General features: G+C 73.6%; 11 protein-coding genes. 1 reads left to right on the forward strand and 10 read right to left on the reverse strand.

The genetic code is table 11. The features are described 5' to 3' along the window. Window positions 1-105 precede the first annotated feature (105 nt). Window positions 106-2,361: a CHASE domain-containing sensor histidine kinase gene (locus tag MNZ27_RS07840; RefSeq protein ID WP_242393488.1), complete on the forward strand. Its 2,256-nt coding sequence runs from the start codon at window positions 106-108 to the stop codon at window positions 2,359-2,361. Window positions 2,362-2,425: 64 nt separating this feature from the next. On the opposite strand, the gene MNZ27_RS07845 is transcribed toward MNZ27_RS07840, so the two are convergent. The 10 genes from MNZ27_RS07845 to MNZ27_RS07900 form a co-directional block, all read right to left on the reverse strand. Next, window positions 2,426-3,592, reverse strand: a complete 1,167-nt coding sequence (locus MNZ27_RS07845; RefSeq protein WP_242393489.1) for a hypothetical protein — start codon at window positions 3,590-3,592, stop codon at window positions 2,426-2,428. A gap of 23 nt (window positions 3,593-3,615) precedes the next feature. Further along, window positions 3,616-4,665, reverse strand: a complete 1,050-nt coding sequence (locus tag MNZ27_RS07850) for an NHL repeat-containing protein (protein WP_242393490.1) — start codon at window positions 4,663-4,665, stop codon at window positions 3,616-3,618. A 9-nt stretch (window positions 4,666-4,674) separates the two neighbouring features. Next, window positions 4,675-5,580: an NHL repeat-containing protein gene (locus MNZ27_RS07855; RefSeq protein ID WP_242393525.1), complete on the reverse strand. Its 906-nt coding sequence runs from the start codon at window positions 5,578-5,580 to the stop codon at window positions 4,675-4,677. A 5-nt stretch (window positions 5,581-5,585) separates the two neighbouring features. Beyond that, window positions 5,586-6,932 carry a cytochrome c3 family protein gene (locus tag MNZ27_RS07860; protein ID WP_277957713.1) on the reverse strand — a complete coding sequence of 449 codons (1,347 nt, stop codon included), beginning with the start codon at window positions 6,930-6,932 and terminating at the stop codon, window positions 5,586-5,588. Continuing rightward, window positions 6,929-8,926 (reverse strand): cytochrome c3 family protein, encoded by a 1,998-nt coding sequence (locus tag MNZ27_RS07875; RefSeq protein ID WP_242393491.1) that lies wholly within the window; start codon window positions 8,924-8,926, stop codon window positions 6,929-6,931. The genes MNZ27_RS07860 and MNZ27_RS07875 overlap by 4 nt, the downstream gene beginning before the upstream one ends. Beyond that, on the reverse strand, window positions 8,923-10,662 hold the full coding sequence (locus MNZ27_RS07880; RefSeq protein WP_242393492.1) for a peptidyl-prolyl cis-trans isomerase: 1,740 nt from the start codon (window positions 10,660-10,662) through the stop codon (window positions 8,923-8,925). The genes MNZ27_RS07875 and MNZ27_RS07880 overlap by 4 nt, the downstream gene beginning before the upstream one ends. 190 nt (window positions 10,663-10,852) lie before the next feature. Further along, window positions 10,853-11,980 carry a CsgG/HfaB family protein gene (locus tag MNZ27_RS07885; protein ID WP_242393493.1) on the reverse strand — a complete coding sequence of 376 codons (1,128 nt, stop codon included), beginning with the start codon at window positions 11,978-11,980 and terminating at the stop codon, window positions 10,853-10,855. After that, window positions 11,952-12,518, reverse strand: a complete 567-nt coding sequence (locus MNZ27_RS07890) for a GNA1162 family protein (protein WP_242393494.1) — start codon at window positions 12,516-12,518, stop codon at window positions 11,952-11,954. Before MNZ27_RS07890 ends, MNZ27_RS07885 begins: the two co-directional genes overlap by 29 nt. Window positions 12,519-12,559: 41 nt before the next feature. Continuing rightward, window positions 12,560-14,761 carry a hypothetical protein gene (locus tag MNZ27_RS07895; RefSeq protein ID WP_242393495.1) on the reverse strand — a complete coding sequence of 734 codons (2,202 nt, stop codon included), beginning with the start codon at window positions 14,759-14,761 and terminating at the stop codon, window positions 12,560-12,562. Between the two features lie 62 nt (window positions 14,762-14,823). Then, window positions 14,824-16,230 (reverse strand): YVTN family beta-propeller repeat protein, encoded by a 1,407-nt coding sequence (locus MNZ27_RS07900; protein WP_242393496.1) that lies wholly within the window; start codon window positions 16,228-16,230, stop codon window positions 14,824-14,826. Window positions 16,231-16,296: the final 66 nt, after the last annotated feature.

The following is a 16,296-nucleotide window of genomic DNA, read 5'->3' on the forward strand; positions in this document are numbered from 1 at the left end:
CCGCTCCGTTGCGCGCGGGCGCGCACCCGCGGGCTGCGGTGCGAACCCGTGCAGAAGGCGGACGATTCGACTACCTTCCGCCTGGCTCCTCCCGGGACCTCGCGCATGAAGATGCCCTCGACCCTGCCGGCTGTCCTGCGCCGCCGAGGCGCGCTCGCGGCGGTGGCCGCGACGGGGCTCGCCTGCTCCGCGGGAGCGGCGCTCTACGTGCGAGCCGTGGTCCAGGCCCAGCAGGACAGCCGCTTCGGGGAGATCGTCAGCGCCAGCACCGCCGCAGTCCGGGACCGGATGGACGCGTACGCCCAGGTCCTGCGCGCCGCCCGCGGCGGGGTCACCTCGCTGGGCCGCGATCCGACCGCGCGTGAGTTCGAGATCTTCGCGGACAGTGTCGCCTTCGCCGAGCACTACCCGGGGATCCAGGGGCTCGGCTGGAGCGTGGCCCTGTCCCCGTCCGAGGTCGTCGCGCACGAGGCGGCCCAGCGCGCCGCGGGCCGGACCAGCTACCGCGTCTGGCCGAAGGGGGAGCGCCCGCTCTACAGCGCGATCGAGATGCTGTACCCGCCCGACTGGCGGAACGAGCGCGCGATCGGCTACGACATGTACTCCGACCCGGTCCGGCGCGCGGCGATGGAGCGCGCCCGGGACACCGGCGAGATCGCCGCGACCAGCCCGGTCGAGCTCGTCCAGGAGGCCGGGCGCGAGCGGCAGGCCGGGTTCCTGCTCTACGCGGCGGTCCTGGCCCGCCGCGGGGATCCCGCGTCGCTCCGGGGCTGGGTCTACGCCCCGTTCCGCGCCACCGACCTGATCTCGGCGGCGCTCGCCGGTGAGCGCCGTCGCGCGGTGGGCCTCACCGTGTTCGACGGCGGCGAGCCCGATCCCGCCGCGCTCCTGCACGACGACGGCCTGCCTCCCGCCGGCGCGGTGCGGGTGCTCGACGCCCGCATCCCGGTGGGGGGCCGCAGCTGGCTCCTCCGGTTCACCGCGGGCCCCGGCTTCGCGACGTTGCCCGAGCGGCTCCTCCCGCCCGCCGCGCTCGCGCTCGGGCTCGCCCTCACCGCGCTGCTCTGCTGGATCACCGGGACCGAGGCGCGCGCCCGGCGGCGCGCCGAGCTGACGGTCCGCCGGACGGCGCTCCTGGCCGGGGCGGGCAAGGCGCTCTCGGCCTCGCTCGAGTACGACCGGACCCTCGCGCGGACCGCGCGCCTCGTCGCCGGCCGGGTCGCCGACGCCTGCGTCGTCTGCGTCCTCGAGCCCGAGGGGCCGCTGTGGCGCGTGGGCCACCGCGATCCGGCGATCGCCCGGCGCCTCGCCGACGCCCTCCTCGCCGCCGGCGTGGACGAGGCCGCCCTCGAGGCCCTGCCGCCGCCCGCGCACGCGCGCCCCGGGGGCGGCCCGCCCGCCGTGCCCCCGGCCCGGCCCACGCCGGTGCTCGCCCGCGCCCTCGCCGACGCCGGGCTCCGCGCCGCCCTCACCGCGCCCATGCAGGCGCGGGGCGAGGCGTTCGGGGCGGTCACGTTCCTCGCCGCGCGCGCGCGCCACCTCGGCCGCGCCGACGCGAGCCTCGTCGGCGATCTCGCCCGGCTCGCCTCCGCCGCGGTGGACACCGCCCGCCTCTACCGCCGCGCGCAGGAGGCGGTGCGCTACCGGGACGAGTTCCTCTCGATCGCGTCGCACGAGCTGAAGACGCCCCTCACCTCGCTCGGGCTCCAGACGGAGAGCCTCCTCGTCACGGCGCGCCGCGAGGGCTCGGAGCCCCTCGCCCGCAAGGCCGAGGTGATCCGGCGCAGCGTCGAGCGGCTCGCGCGCCTCGTCGCGAGCCTGCTCGACCTCACCCGGACCAGCGCCGGGCACCTCGAGCTGGAGCTCGAGGACGTGGACCTCGCCGCCCTCGCACGCGACGTGATCGAGCGGTTCGAGGAGGAGGCGGCGCGGACCGGGTGCGCGCTGCGGCTCGACGCTCCCACGCCGATCGTGGGGCGCTGGGACCGGCTCCGCCTCGACCAGGTGCTCACGAACCTGCTCTCGAACGCGGTGAAGTACGGGGCCGGGCGCCCGGTGAGGGTGCAGGCGACCAGCCGCGACGGCCTCGCCACGTTGAGGGTCGAGGACCACGGGATCGGCGTGTCCGCGGCGGACCAGCGGCGGATCTTCGAGCGGTTCGAGCGCGCGGTGTCGCGGCGCAACTACGGCGGGTTCGGGCTCGGCCTCTGGATCGTGCGCGAGATCGCCGAGGCGCTCGGCGGCCGCGTGTCCGTCGAGAGCACGCCGGAGGTCGGATCGATCTTCACGGTCGAGCTGCCGCTCGTGGCGGAGCTCGCGCCGCCCCGCTCGGCGGCGCCCCCCCGCGCGCCGGCCCGGTGAACGGCGTCCCGGCGCCCGCCGCCCACGGGGCGCGGGGCCGTCGGGCGCGCGCCCTCGCCCTGCATCAGCCCACCACGCACACCCCGTCGGTACAGACGCCGGCGCCACCGGCGCCGCACGCGCTTCCGTTCGGCGCCGCGCCGGCGTCGACGCAGGACTGGACCCCGGTCGCGGCGTCGCACGCGGTGACGCCCGTCCGACACTCGGCCGCGAGGGCGCACTGCAAGCCCGCGACGCAGGCGCGGAGGTCCCAGGTCGCGGAGACGATGCCGTCCAGCCCGCAGTCCTTCGTGTACGTGCCGGCGAGGCGGTCCGCCGCGACGACCTGGTCGGGCGAATAGGCTCCCGCGCAGCGGGTCAGGTTGATGGACATGGTGTCGAACAGCGCGGGGAGGAGCTCGGTCGTGACCGCGCCGCCGGGCGCCGTGCAGGTCAGCGTCCACGTCGCGCCGATGCCCCACCGGAAGACCGGCGGCGCGCTCTTGTGCAGCTCGGCGACGCTGAACGGCAGCGTCTTCGTCACCTGGTCCGGGAGGCACTGCGCGTCGTTCACGGTGTAGGCGTCCGCCACGGTGAGCGTCCCGGTCATCACGTAGAGGGTGTCGTACGCGTCGTCGGCCTGGAGGAACAGCGTCGCGCGGCCGGTCGCGGTCATCGGGATGCCCACCGTCTGCACGAGCGTGATCGGCCCTTCCGCGGCCGCGGTCCCGGCCTGCCAGGTGACCGCCCAGTCGCTGAAGTGCCGCGCCTCCACGGTCAGGGTCTTCGCCGCCGCGTCGCGGGTCACCGGCTCGACGCGGTGCCAGTAGCCGGCCGCGTCCTGGTACTCGACGCCCACGTCCGCGATGCTCCTGCCCGTCGGATACTGGTCCGGCGCCGCGAGCGTGAGCGTCACGGGCGTCGTGAAGGTCGTCCCCTCCGGGCCCAGCCGGAACGCCGATCCCACGGCGCCGCGGGCCGTGTTGTCGATCCGCGTGATCGTGAAGTCCGTCGCCCCCGCCACCGCCCCGGGCGGCACCGCCAACGTCAGCGCGCCGTCCGTCGAGGAGAGCGCCCCCCCCGCAGCCGAGATCGTGGCCGTCGCCGCGATCGCGAGCGGCGCTCCCGGCGGCGTCGGGGTGGGCACGAGGGCGCCGATCCCGGGGCCGACGAGCCCCGTCCCGTCATACGGCGAGGCGCACGCGAACCCTGCGAGGAGGAGCACGCATCCGAGCTGCTCGCCATGGCTCATGGTCCCTCCCCGAAGCGCCGGCGTTAAGGCCCCGACCGCGCGCCGAGCGGCGGCGGCCCCGGCGGCGGCGCCGGCGGAACGGGGGTCACCAGCCGCACGCGGAACACCTTGACGCCACGCCTGCCGGCCTGCGCGACGAAGACGCGGCCGTTCCCGGCCGCGATCTCGTACGGCGTGAGCAGGTTCGACGGATCGTCGCCGCGGTACCCGAAGTCGCCGAGGTGACGGAGCTGGCGATCCCACACCGAGACGACGCTCCGGAGGCGATCCGTGACGAAGACGTTCCCGGCCTCGTCCGCGTCGATGCCGCCGATGATGTTGAACTTGCCGGGCCGGCTCCCGCGCGTGCCGAAGAGGCGCAGCTCGCCGGCGGGCGACACGACGCCCGCGGCGAAGGTGGTGGACATCGTGAACAGGAGATTTCCCGACCCGTCCACGCTGAACGCGTCGAGGCCCGCGGGGAGCTTCCGATCCGGGTCCCCCGTCACCGCCGCCGCCACGAGCTCGCGCAGCGCGACCGCGCGGCGGAACGCGCCGGCGGGGTCCGTCACGACGACGCGCATCGTGCCACGCTCGGCGAAGTACAGCGCGCCGTCGCGGTACACCATCTGATCCGGATCGAAGTCCGCGAGTTCGTCCGGCAGCCCGGTCAGCCCGAGCTGCTCGACCGGCTCGCCCCGGAAGTCGCACCGGAAGTAGGCGCGCCGCCCGTTCAGCCTCGTGAGCACCACCATCGACCCGTCCCGCAGGGCCACCGCGCGCGACACGTTCCCGAGCGACCCGTCGTCGCCGAACCGGTGCACCTCCATGCCGGACGCGTCGAAGACCCGGACGAACCCCTCCGCCGCGACGAGGACCTCTCCGCTCTCCCGGTCGTACGAGATGCTCGGCCACGTGAGGCGTACGAGGCCGGTCGGCGTCACGAGGTCGTGCTCGAACGTCGCCTCGACGGTCGGCGGCGCCGGAGGCTGCGCCTCGACGGCGGGCGCCGGGGCGGCCGCGGGCGCCGGCACCGCCGCGGGCGCCGGGGCGGCCGCGAGCGCGACTGCGAGGGCGAGGCCGTGCGCGCGCATCGCGGCACGTCACCGCGGGAGCTGGAAGACCTGGACCCGGTCGTTGTTCCGGTCGGCGAGGAACGCGGCGCCGCCCGCGTCGATGCAGAGCTGCGCCGGGTAGTACACCGCGCCGTCGTCCCAGCCCATCGCGAGCTCTCGTCCGAGGAACGAGCCGTCGACGCCGAGCTTCACGACCGCGTTCCCGTTCTGATCGACGACGTACAGCTTGCCGCGGTTGTCGGGCGTCAGGTAGGTCGGGAAGCTGATCTGCTCCTTCAAGCTGGCCGACAGCGGCTGGAAGGCAGTCGCCTTCGGATCGGCCGCGAACACCACCGCGGTCACCGCGTCCACGAGGTAGATGCGCCCGCCGGAGTCCACCGCCACGTCGGCCAGGCCGGAGGCCTTCGGGGCCGGCAGCTCGCGCACGACGCGCCCCTCGGGCGAGACGACGAGCACCTTCCCCGCCACGACGTCGAGGACGTACACGTTGTCCGCCGCGTCCACCCTGAACGCCGCGGGGGTCACCGGGTTCGAGGACGCCCCCTGCGGCTCGAGGTAGCCGGCGAACGCGCCCTTCGCGTCCACGCGCACGATGCGCTTCGCGCGCCGGTCGAGCGCGAGGACGAACCCCTTGCCGTCGATCTGCACGCGGACGGGGTACGGGAGCTGCGCGAGCTTCACCTGCGTCCCGCCGGCGAGCGCGCCCTCCTTCCAGCCGAAGACGACGAGGCGCGCGTTGCCGGTGTCGGCCACGACCACCGCGCCGCGGTCGTCGCACGCGACGCCCTCTGGACGCCGGAGCGCCACGTCGGCGGTGTCGGAGTAGATCGTCCGCTCGTACTTGAGGCCCGCCGCGGGCGCCGCCGCGAGCGCGGCCGCGGGGATCGTCGCGGCGAGCGCGACGAGGACGGCTGTCTTCGAGGGGGTGCGCACCGCCATCACCTCCGGTACTGCTGGTGGCACTTCGTGCAGAGGTCGGTCGTCTTCGCGTACGGGAGCAGGTGCTTCGCGCCGGTCCCGTGCGCGCGGTGACAGCTCGAGCACTCGAGCGTGAGGTTCCGGTTGCGCGGGTCCTTCTTCGTGTCGCCGATCGGGTGCGTGGAGTGCTTCTGCCAGTCGTGGCACTTGCCGCAGAGCTCGATTCCGTCCGGGTTCACGAGCATGAGCGGCGCGTCGGCCGAGTGCGGGTCGTGGCACTGCGTGCACTCGCCCTGCTTGACGGGCGCGTGCTTCGTCGGCGACAGCTCCTGCCGCCGGATCGTGTCCGCGTGGCAGGCGCCGCAGGCGACGACCAGGTTCGCGCGCACCAGCCCCTTCTGCCTCGAGGCGTGCGGGCCGTGGCAGGCGAGGCACGCGCCCTGGGCGACGGGCTGGTGCACCCGGTTCTTGTCGAGCATCCGCCCCATGCGCTGCGCGTGGCACCCGCGGCAGAGCGCGACGCCCTGCTGCCGGGTCTGGAGCGGGTTGGCCGAGGTCGCGGGCTCGTGGCACATCGAGCACAGCCCCTTCGCGACCGGCGGGTGCACCGTCGCGTACAGCAGCCCCGAGGAGCTGGAGCCGTGGGGATCGTGGCACGTCGTGCAGCGCGCCAGCTTCACGGGGTAGCCCATGTGCTTCTTCGCGATCGCCGGGGAGTCCACCTTGTGGCAGCCGAGGCAGAGGCCGGGCACGTCGGACTTGAGCAGCGCCGCCGCGGCCGCGGACCCGTGCGGCGCGTGGCAGACCGTGCAGCCCTGCTCGACGGGGGCGTGCTTGACCTTCGCGCTCGCGGCGGGGCCGGTGACGGCGGCGTGGCAGCCGGCGCAGAGGTCCGTCCCGCCCCGCACGAGGTTGGACTGGAAGCCGGACGCGTGCGGATCGTGGCAGTCGGTGCAGCGGCCCTCGGCCACGGGCCTGTGCGTGCTCTTCGCGGTCTTGGGGACCACGTCGTGGCAGGTCGCGCAGACCGCGGCGGGCTCCGCCGCGAGCAGCTTGGGGTGCGCGGACGCGTGCGGGTCGTGGCACGCGACGCAGTCCCGCCCCTTCACGGGCGTATGCACCGAGGGCTTCGCGAGCCGCTGCGCGAAGTCGGAGTGGCACTCGAGGCAGACCGCCCCGTTCGCGCCGGCCTTCAGCTTGAACGCCGACGACTGCGTGGCCGGCCGGGTCGGCGCGCTCGGCTTCGTGGGCGCGGCGGCCGGGGACGGGTGCTGCGGGCGCTTCGCCGGCGGCGGCGCCGCGCGCGCGCCGGCCGGGGCGAGGAGGGCGACGGCCGCGAGGACGAGGATTGCGGCTCTCGGGCTCATCGCTTCACCTCGTCCTTGACGGTGGCGACGTGGCAGCTGTCGCACTGCCGGGCGACGAACGGCATGTGCACCGTGCTCTTGAAGAGCTTCGGGTCCTTCGACGTGTGCGGGTCGTGGCAGCTCGCGCAGGCGATCTTGCGGGCCTCGATGCCGAGGTGCGCGCTCGCGAACGCGGCGTCCGTCGTCGAGTGACACTGATCGCACACCTCGGCGACGCCCTGGTCGAGGAGCCTCGGCTTCTTGCCGCCGTGCGGCTGGTGGCACGAGAGGCAGTCCTCGACGGGCGCGTGCCGCTTCTCGCTCGCGAGCCGCTGCTGGAGCGCCGTGTGGCACGAGGTGCAGAGGTCCGGCGGCTTCCCGACGAGCAGGCCCTTCATCCCCGCCTTGTGCGGGTTGTGACACCGGGTGCACTCCCCCGCCGCGAACGGAGCGTGCACGCTGGCCGCCTGGAGCGCCTCCTTCGTCTTCGCGTGGCACCGGAGGCAGAGCGTCTTCTGGTCGGAGACGAGCAGCCCGGGCGAGTTGGAGCCGTGCGGGTCGTGGCAGTCGAGGCAGGCGCCGTCGTTGAACGGCTTGTGGCTCGTCGCGCCCGCCTCCTTGAACAGCGGCTCGTGGCAGCCCTGGCACAGCCTCCAGCCCTTCTCCCGGAGGAGCTTCGGCTGGTCGCCGCCGTGCGAGGCGTGGCAGGCGCTGCAGTTCCCCTCGAGGATCGGCCGGTGCACGTGGGCCTTCATGAAGGCCTGCTCGGCGTCCGAGTGGCACTCGTAGCAGAGCTTGTCCTGGCGGGCGACGATCATCCCCTTCTGGTCGGAGCCGTGCGGGTCGTGGCACGTCGTGCAGTCGCCGTCCACGAACGGCGGGTGGCTCACCTTGCGCGCGCCGCCCGCCTGGATCGTCTTCGCGTGACACGACGCGCAGAGCGCCGCCGGCTTCTTCGCGAGCAGGTCCTTCTCGTTCGCGCCGTGGGGCGCGTGGCAGGTCCGGCAGCCCTGCGCGCCGCTCACGGGCGCGTGCGGCACCACGAACTTCCGCGCCAGGCGCGCGTGGCACCGCGCGCAGAGGGCCGTGCCGGCGGCGCGGGCGAGCTTCGGAGAGTCGGAGGCGTGCGGGTCGTGGCAGGCGAGGCACTCGAGCCGCTTCACCGGGGCGTGCTGCAGCTTCGCGCCGCCGTCGAGGCCGGCGGGGTCGTGGCAGTTGGCGCAGAGCTTCCCGCCCTCCTCGGACACCGCGAACGGCTTCGGGGAGGTGGGCGCCGCGTGACAGGAGTCGCACTCGGACCCGGCCACGGGCGGGTGCACGGACTCCTTCAGGAGCTTGGGCCTCGCGGCCGAGTGCGGGTCGTGGCACCCGGTGCACGTGGCGACGGGGTAGCTGGCGTGCGCCTTCTGGAAGCCGGGCGAGGTCGCCGGGTGGCAGCTCCCGCACAGCTTCGCCTCGGGCGCGGAGAGCAGCTTCTTCTCCGCGGACGCGTGCGCGAGGTGGCACGCGCGGCAGCCGTCCCGCGCCAGGACCGCGTGGACGACCTTCTTCTGGAACGGCTCCTTGCGATGGCAGGCGAAGCACGCGTTCTGCGCGTCGCCCTTCAGCATGTGCGGCACGTTCGAGCCGTGCGCGTCGTGACAGACCGTGCACGAGCCCTTGCGGAGCACGGAGTGGACGTTCGCCTTGTCCATCCCGATGGTCTCGCGCTTGTGGCACCGGTAGCAGAATCCGTTCCCCGACTCCTTCAGCAGCAGCTTGGGCACGAGGCCGTGCCGCAGGTGGCACTCCTCGCACCTCCGCTCGCGGACCGCCGGGTGTGCGTACTTGTACCCGGCGTACTGGTCCGCCTGCTTCGTGTGGCAGTCGAGGCACTCCTTCTGCTTGAACTTCTTGTCCGCCGCGGCGACGGAGGGCAGCGCCGCGAGCGCCAGCGCGAGCGCGACGCTCCGGACGGCCCCGCGGCGCCGACGCCCGCTCCCGGACGTCTCCGCCGTCGCCCGGCGCCTGGTCACGGCGACACCCCCGTGACGAGCACCTCGACCGGCTGCGCCTTGCGCAGCTTGCCCGCGTAGTCGTTCATCGCGACCGCGAGCCGCTCGTTCCAGAGCCGCTTCGCGATGTGCTCGCGCGCGTCGACGTACGGCTGCGCCGCGGGCGGCGTCTGGTCGACGACGCGGACGACCCAGGCCTCGGCGCCCGAAGGGGCGTAGAGCCGGTACTCGCCGGACCGGACGCCGGCGAGCGCCTGCGCGAGCGCGTGGGGGAGCCTCGACGCGCTGAGGGTCCGGCCGTCGAGCTGCAGCGTCCGCTTCTCCGGCTCGACCTGCCCGGGGGCGGAGGACTGCATCCACGCGAAGTCGGTGCCCGCCTTCAGCTTGTCCAGGGCCGCCTGCGCCTCGGGCAACGTCCGGAACGCGAGGCCGTCGAGCTTGTACATCTGCGGCGCGGTGAACTCGTCCTTGTGCTGCTCGTAGTAGCGCTGGGCGTCCTGCTCGGTCACCTTCACGTCCGGGGCGATCACCCTCTCGACGAAGGTGTCGAACGCGAGCCCGCGCTCGTACTCCTCGACCGGACGGCGGAGCTCGGGGCGCGCGTCGAGCCTCCGCGCGGAGGCCTCCTTCGCGAAGAGTCGCGCCCCGAGGAGCCGCTCGAAGGCGTCGTCCTTCTCGCGGTTCACGCGGCGCTGCTGGATCGGGCTCTCGAGGCCGTGGAAGAACTTCATCGAGACCTCGCGGGCGAGGTCGCCGACCGTGAGCGGCTTCTCGCCGCGGACCGTCGCGAGCGGCCGCCGGTCCTCGAGCAGCGCCTTGAACCCCTTCTCGCCGTTCGCCTCGAGGTCGAGCCGCTTCAGGAGCGGCTCGTCCACCTTCGCGTACCGCGCGACGAGCGAGAGGTAGAAGCGCCGGACCGCCTCGCGCTCCTGGCGCGCCGTCGCCTGCGCGCGCGCCTGCTCGCGGGCGGCCGCGTCGCCGCGCGGATACCGCACCCCGTCCACGCGCAGCATGACCCAGCCGCTCGCGATCCGGATCGGGCCGACGGGGACGCCCCGCTTCGCGCCCCGCAGCGCCTCCTTGATCTCGGGGAGCAGCTGCTTCGGCGGGACGAACTCGGCGGGTCCGCCCCCCTTGGCCTTCTTGCCGTCCACGAACTTCTTCGCGAGCGCGTCGAAGCGCTCGCCGGCCTTCAACGCCGCCTGGAACGCCTTCGCGGCGTCCTCCTTGTCGAGGAGGATCGACTTGATCTTCCACTCCCGGACGGCCTCGCGGTACAGGCGCTCCACCTCCGCCGGATCCGGCTTCACCCCCCGCACGGCCTCGCGCTGGAGCATCGCGCGCAGCCGTGACGCCTTGAAGTCGTCCACGGCGGCCCGGAACTTCGGGTCGGCGTCGATCCGCATCTCGCGCGCCTCCTGGATCAGGAGGCGGGTCGCGATGAGCCGATCCAGCGCCGGCGTGAAGTCCATGTCGGGACGTGTCGCGGGCGCCGCCGCGCGCGGCGACCGCTGCAGGTGGCCCAGCTCGAGGGCCTGCGCGAGCTCGCGGAGCAGGATCACGTCGTCGCCGACCTTCGCGACCGGGCACGCCTCGGACTCGGGCGAGAACAGGGCGACGCGGACGAGCTGGTCGTCCACGCGGGTCGCGCGGCAGCTCGGAGCGGCGGCGGCGGCCGCCTTCAGGAGCACGCGCTGGGAGGTGGGCTCGGCGGGCGCGGCGGTGGCGAGGAGCGCGATGAGCGTCGCAGGGATCATGTTTGGGCTATCTCGGTGAGCTGCGGCTGGTTCGAGAGGAGTCGTGGCCGCAATGGCCGTTGACTGGACACACCCGTCGCGAGCGTGGGACATCCCGCGAGGCCGGGGAGGCTTGGAACGGCAAACCCGTGCGGTGAGTGCGGCCCCCCAGCCGCGCCCCGCGATGATTGCAACTAATGGGCGTTTCCTACTAGTGACCCATTTGGTCCGAGCGTCCGCGATCTCCCACAATCCGGTCCACGATTCCCCGGACCATGCGGCAGGAGAGCGCGCTCGCAGCGCGGACGCGTCCCGCACCGAAGAAGAACACGCCGTCGTTCCCCGCTCCCATCGACGAGGAGGAATAGACCAGCTCTCCGGTCTTCCGGTCGAGCACGTACGCGGTGAACTCGACGCGCGGCGCGCCCTGGCCGCCGGTGTACTCCCGGACATAGCCCGAGAGCACCAGATCGGCGTCGAGCAGCGAGAGGAGCGTCACGGCGTTGTCCACCGACACCCCACCCTCGAGGACGATGCGGTACCCGAGCAGCTCCTCGCGGACGAAGCCGGGGTCGAGCACCTCGAAGGATCCCGACCGCGCGAGCTGCGCGACGAACTGGCCGAGGATCACGTCGCCCGCGGACCGCCGGGGCGTGTCGTTGACGAAGGGCAGCACCGCGATGCTGCGCCGGCCGACGTCGTCGAGCACCGGCGCGCGGAAGACGCGGCGCGGCTGGAACCTGCCCGCGTCGCCGCAGGCGTCACCGCTCGAACGCGCCCGCACGTACGCGTCGACCCGGCGCGCCACCTCTCCGACGACCGTCCGGTCCAGCTCGCCGCTGCTCCTCACGAGCCCGCGCGCGAGCAGCCCCGGTGCGTCGTCGCCCGAGCGCGCGACGGCGTCCGCCCACAGCACGACGGGGCGGTCCCCGGTCCCGACGAGCCGCACCGAGATCGCGATCTTGGGCGGCGCGTCGGCCAGGTGCTGCTCCAGCGTGGGCACGAGCATCGCGTCGACGCCCAGCTCCTCGCGCAGCACCTTCGCCATGGGCCGATCCACGCCTCCCGTGAAGCGCATCCGGTGCTGCGCCAGCACGGCGTCCAAGGCGCCCCGCGGAACGACGTCGAGCCCTCGCGCGCCGAGCGCCGCGTCCAGGGCCTCGGTGAGCGGCCGGATCGGGGCGGCGCCGCCGGAGGCGTTCTGGACGGGGAAGACCGCCAGCTTGAGCGGAGCGGGCGCCGGCCGCTGCCCGTGGCGACACGCGGCGAGCAAGGCGACGGCGACGGCCGCGGCGCGCCACCCGAGCCGGCTACTTGAAGAGCTGCTCGAGGAGATCATCGACCGCCTGCTCCGTCACGTCGTTCACCGGCTCACCGCCGGTGGAGCCGAGCAGGCGCGCACTCCAGCCGACGCCACCCTTCGACGAGGCGCCCGCCCAGACGACCTTGCCGGTCCCCCCGTCCTGCATCTGGAGGCTGAGCGCCACGACGTTCGCGGTGGCCGAGGACGTACGGACCTCGCCGTACTCCTTGAGCACGCCGACGACCACGGCGTCGGCCTTCAGCATGGAGCAGAGCTTCACGACCTCCTCCGACGAAGGGGTCGGCGTCGCGATGGCGAGCCGCGACACCGCGCGCGCGACCTCGCCGGTGGGCACCACGTAGACGGAGTTCGTGGCGAGGAGCGCGTTGACGAGGACGTCGCGGACGCGATCCCCGCCCTGCGGGTCCTTGCTGAGGTTCCAGAACGGCAGGACCGCGATCGTGCGGACCGAGCCGAAGTCCATGTTGGGGTTGTGGTAGGTGCGATGCCGCGGGCACCCCGCGAGCGCCAGGGCGGCGAAGAAGATCGCAAGGTGCTTGAGGACGGGTCTCATTCGAGCTTCGCCACTTCGGCATTCGACTTATGGGTGATCATTCACAGCGTCACGAGCAAGGTCACCGAAACTGCCCTCGACACGAGGGTCTGGACGGGCACGACGTTCCTGAGCCAGGTGTACGACGACGTCAAGGACACGTTGCGCCGGAGGTTCCACCGCAGCGATGGCGTGAAGACCTGCGTATTGGTCCCCGCCGCGGTGTCGAGCGTGCTCGAGTACGAGACGCCGACCTGGACGTCGCCGCGCAGCGGAGAATAGTTGACCTGCAATGTCCCGAGCGTCGTCGGCGTCGGGCCGAGCACGATCCGCGAGACGGTGCCGGCGCCGGAGAGCGCCGGAGCGGGTGTGACGGAGAGCCCCCCGTCCACGCGAGCGTACTGCGTCAAGACGTCACCCGCCTCGGGCGAGCTCGTCAGCGACCGATTGTACAGGGCTCCGATCGAGACGGTCACGACGGTATTCGGGGTCAGCGACGTCGTGCCGCTCGCCTGGAACGACTGCGAGGTGCGCGTCCCCTGCGTCGCGATGGACCCGGTGGCGTTCGCCTGCGAGCTGATGCCGTCGTACCAGTCGGCCCGGCCGAGCGCGCTCAGCGAGTGCGAGATCGTCGTGGTGCGGACGATCGTGGCGGGCGCGCCGGGGACGCTCACCTGGGTGGTGAGCTGATCGTCCACCCTCCCGCTGTACGTCACGGTCCAGTAGGCGGTGGGGAGCGGGTTCGCGATGAGCGCCGCGCTCCACTCCCAGTTCCCCTCGTGCCCGCGCCCGGCGTCCAGATCCTGCCGCTGCACGCGCGCGTTCCCGAACAGCGACGCCGACAGCTTGCGCCCGAGCGTGAGCCCGTTGACGATCGAGTAGCGGGTCCGCGGGGCCTCGGAGTCGTGGGCGACGTCCAGCGAGATGTCGTGGGCGAGGTCCGGCGAGCGCAGGATCGAGGTGCGCGCGAACGCCGTCGCGGCGACGACCAGGGCGCTGTCGTGGCGCGGCACCAGGGCGGCCGGCAGCACGAGCAGGGCCTGGAGCTCGGTGACGAAGACGTCGCGGTACGCGACGTCCGTCGTCACCCCCACGGCGAGCGGCCGGAGGACGACCTTCAGGTACCGCGCCCGCGTCTCCGGGATGGTGATCTCGAGCCGGTTCTCGAAGGGTGACGGCGCAGGGGGCTTCGCGAGCGCGACCGCCGTCCAGGTCTGGTTGTCGAGGCTCTGGTAGACCTGGACGCCCGCCGCGAGCGCGCTGGCGACGCCCGGCGTCAGCGGCCGGTCGAGCCACACGTAGAGCGTGTTCACGCTCGTCGTCTCGTCGCCGAAGCGGACGGCCACGTCCCGCGGATCCCGGTCGCCGGCCAGCGCCGGGGCGAAGCCCACGTTCACCCCGGCGCTCGCGGTGACGTTCCCGTCGATCAGCAGCGGGTTGGCGGACAGGACGATCCGGTCGGTCGTCGCCGGGAACGTCTCGATCGCGGAGAGCCCGGCGACGGGGAGCTGCTGGCGCGCGACGGTCGCCCCCTCTCCTCCGCTCTCGGTGAGCGTGTTCCGGCTCTGGAGCCGCGCGCTCACGTAGGTCGACGTGCGCCCCCCGAACAGGGAGTCGGTGCGGCTGCCGAGCGCCGCCTGCTCGACGGCTGTGGTGCTGGAGTCGCGCAGGTGATCGGTCGTGCGGACCCAGCTCAGGAGGTACCGCAGGTCGGATCGTGGCGTTTCGTACCGCGCGCTGAAGAAGGCGCCGTCGGTCGTCGTGTCCTGCGCGAGGCGGTCGGTGTCGAACGTGTTCACGTGCGACGCGCGCAGATCCAGCTCGGGGAGCTCGAGCGGGCGCCACGTCGCGTACCCGGCGTAGCTCTCCGTGACGAACTCGCCCGCCGACGTGCCCAGGGCGCTCTGCTCGCGCCGCTCCGCGCCCACGCCGGCGTTCAGCACCTGGGTCCCCAGCGTGAGACGCCCGAAGTACGTGCTGGTGCGGGCGTGCAGGTCGGACAGGATCCCGTCGGTGCGGGTCCAGGCGCGGTCGTCCACGAACGTCAGGCCCGCCGACGCGTCGAGGCGATCCGTGAGCGGGGCGTCGTAGGTCAGCCTGTACTTCTGGGCCAGCACGTCCGAGCTCTGGTGGCTGACCAGCCCGCGCTCGCCGGTCACGTCCGTCTCGACGTGCGTGTACGAAGGCTCGAGCGTGGCCCCGAGCCACTCCAGCGCCCGCGCGACGTCCCCGACGAGCGCGCCCGCCGCGGCGACGATCGCCATGCATACCGTCCGCCCCGACGGTGCCGGCGCGCCAGCGCCGTGGAGTCGAAGGGCACGACGGGTCAGAGGCGCTCCCCGACGAACGCGAGGCCGAAGGGAGCGTCCCCGACGGCGATCTCGGCGAGGAGCTTCCGGCTCGTGAGGTCGAGGACCGCGATGGCCCCGCGCTCCGGCATGAGCGCGAGCAGCGTGTTCTCGGCGTCGTCGATCACCATGCGCGAGACCACCCCCGGCACGTCGATCTGGTCCAGCGGCTGGAACGAGATCGGATCGTAGACCGAGATCCGTCGCTCGTCACCGCGCGACAGGTAGAGCAGGTCCGTCCGCGGATCGACCTTGACCGCGGTGGCGCCCAGGCCGACGTACGGGTGCGCCAGCGGCGCCAGCGAGGGCAGCGCGAACACCCCGAGGTATGCCGAGCCCCGGTGCACGACGTAGAGCCGCGTTCCGTCGCGGCTCAGGTCCACCCACAGCGGCTCGGCGTCGGTCGCGATCGTCCCGACCACCGCCCGGTTCGGGACGTCCAGGACCGTCACCGTCCCGGTCGCCCGGTTCGCGACGTAGGCCCGCTGCCCGGGCCTGTCCACCCGCAGCCCCGCCGGGGCGTCGCCGACGGACACGCGCCCACGCTCGCTCATCGCGACGGGATCCACGAAGCTGACGGTGCGCGAGCGTACGTTCACCGCGACGAGCGTGCCATCCGCCGCCAGCGCCAGCTCCGCTGGCCCGTCGCCCGGCGCGAGCCGGATGCGACTCGCCCGGGCGTTCGCCGCGGTGTCCAGGATCTCGATCCGGTCCTCGCGGGAGAGCGCGATGTAGGCCCGGCTCGCGACGCGATCGAGCGCGATCCCGAGCGGCGTGTCCCCGACCGGCACGACGCCGGTGACCAGGTGGGCGTGACGATCGATCGCGGTGACGCTCGCGGAGGCCGAGTTGGTGCAGTACAGGGTCACCTGCGGCGGGGTCTGCGGCGCGAGGGTGACCTGGAGCGCGGGCGAGAACGCGTAATCCCCGCGGATCGAGGCGCGACCGTCGAGCGCCGCCCAGATCACCGCGGCCGTCCCGGCCGCGACCCGGAACCCCAGCTCGAGGCGGGATGGGGTCGGCTCGACCATCAGCCGCGCCGGCTCGCCGCCGCGGACGAGGGTCGCCGCCCCGACCGTCACCGCCAGCCCCGTGTAGTCGCCGGGAGGGACGCGCCCCCACGCGACCAGCCGCTGCCTGCCGGCCTCCGCCCCTCCGAGCTCGCGCTGCTTCACCTGGAGCGGAAGCTCGCTCCCGTCCTGCCGTCGGAGCGACACCGCCTCGACCGTGAACGAGAGGCGCTCCCCTTCGCGCTCGAGCGGGAGCGCGTAGACGTAGACCTCCCCCTGCGTGCCGAGCGGCGGGAGCGGCGGTGGGCCACGCCTCGCGGTCGCGCAGCCCACGCTCGCGACGAGGACGGCGACCATTGCGGCTCGAATTCGCATGGAGCCTCGGCGACGAAGAAAGGGGAGGCGCTCGCGCGCCTCCCCTATCTTACGACAATCTGCGTA

This window comes from Anaeromyxobacter oryzisoli, assembly GCF_022690765.1.
GTDB lineage: Bacteria > Myxococcota > Myxococcia > Myxococcales > Anaeromyxobacteraceae > Anaeromyxobacter > Anaeromyxobacter oryzisoli.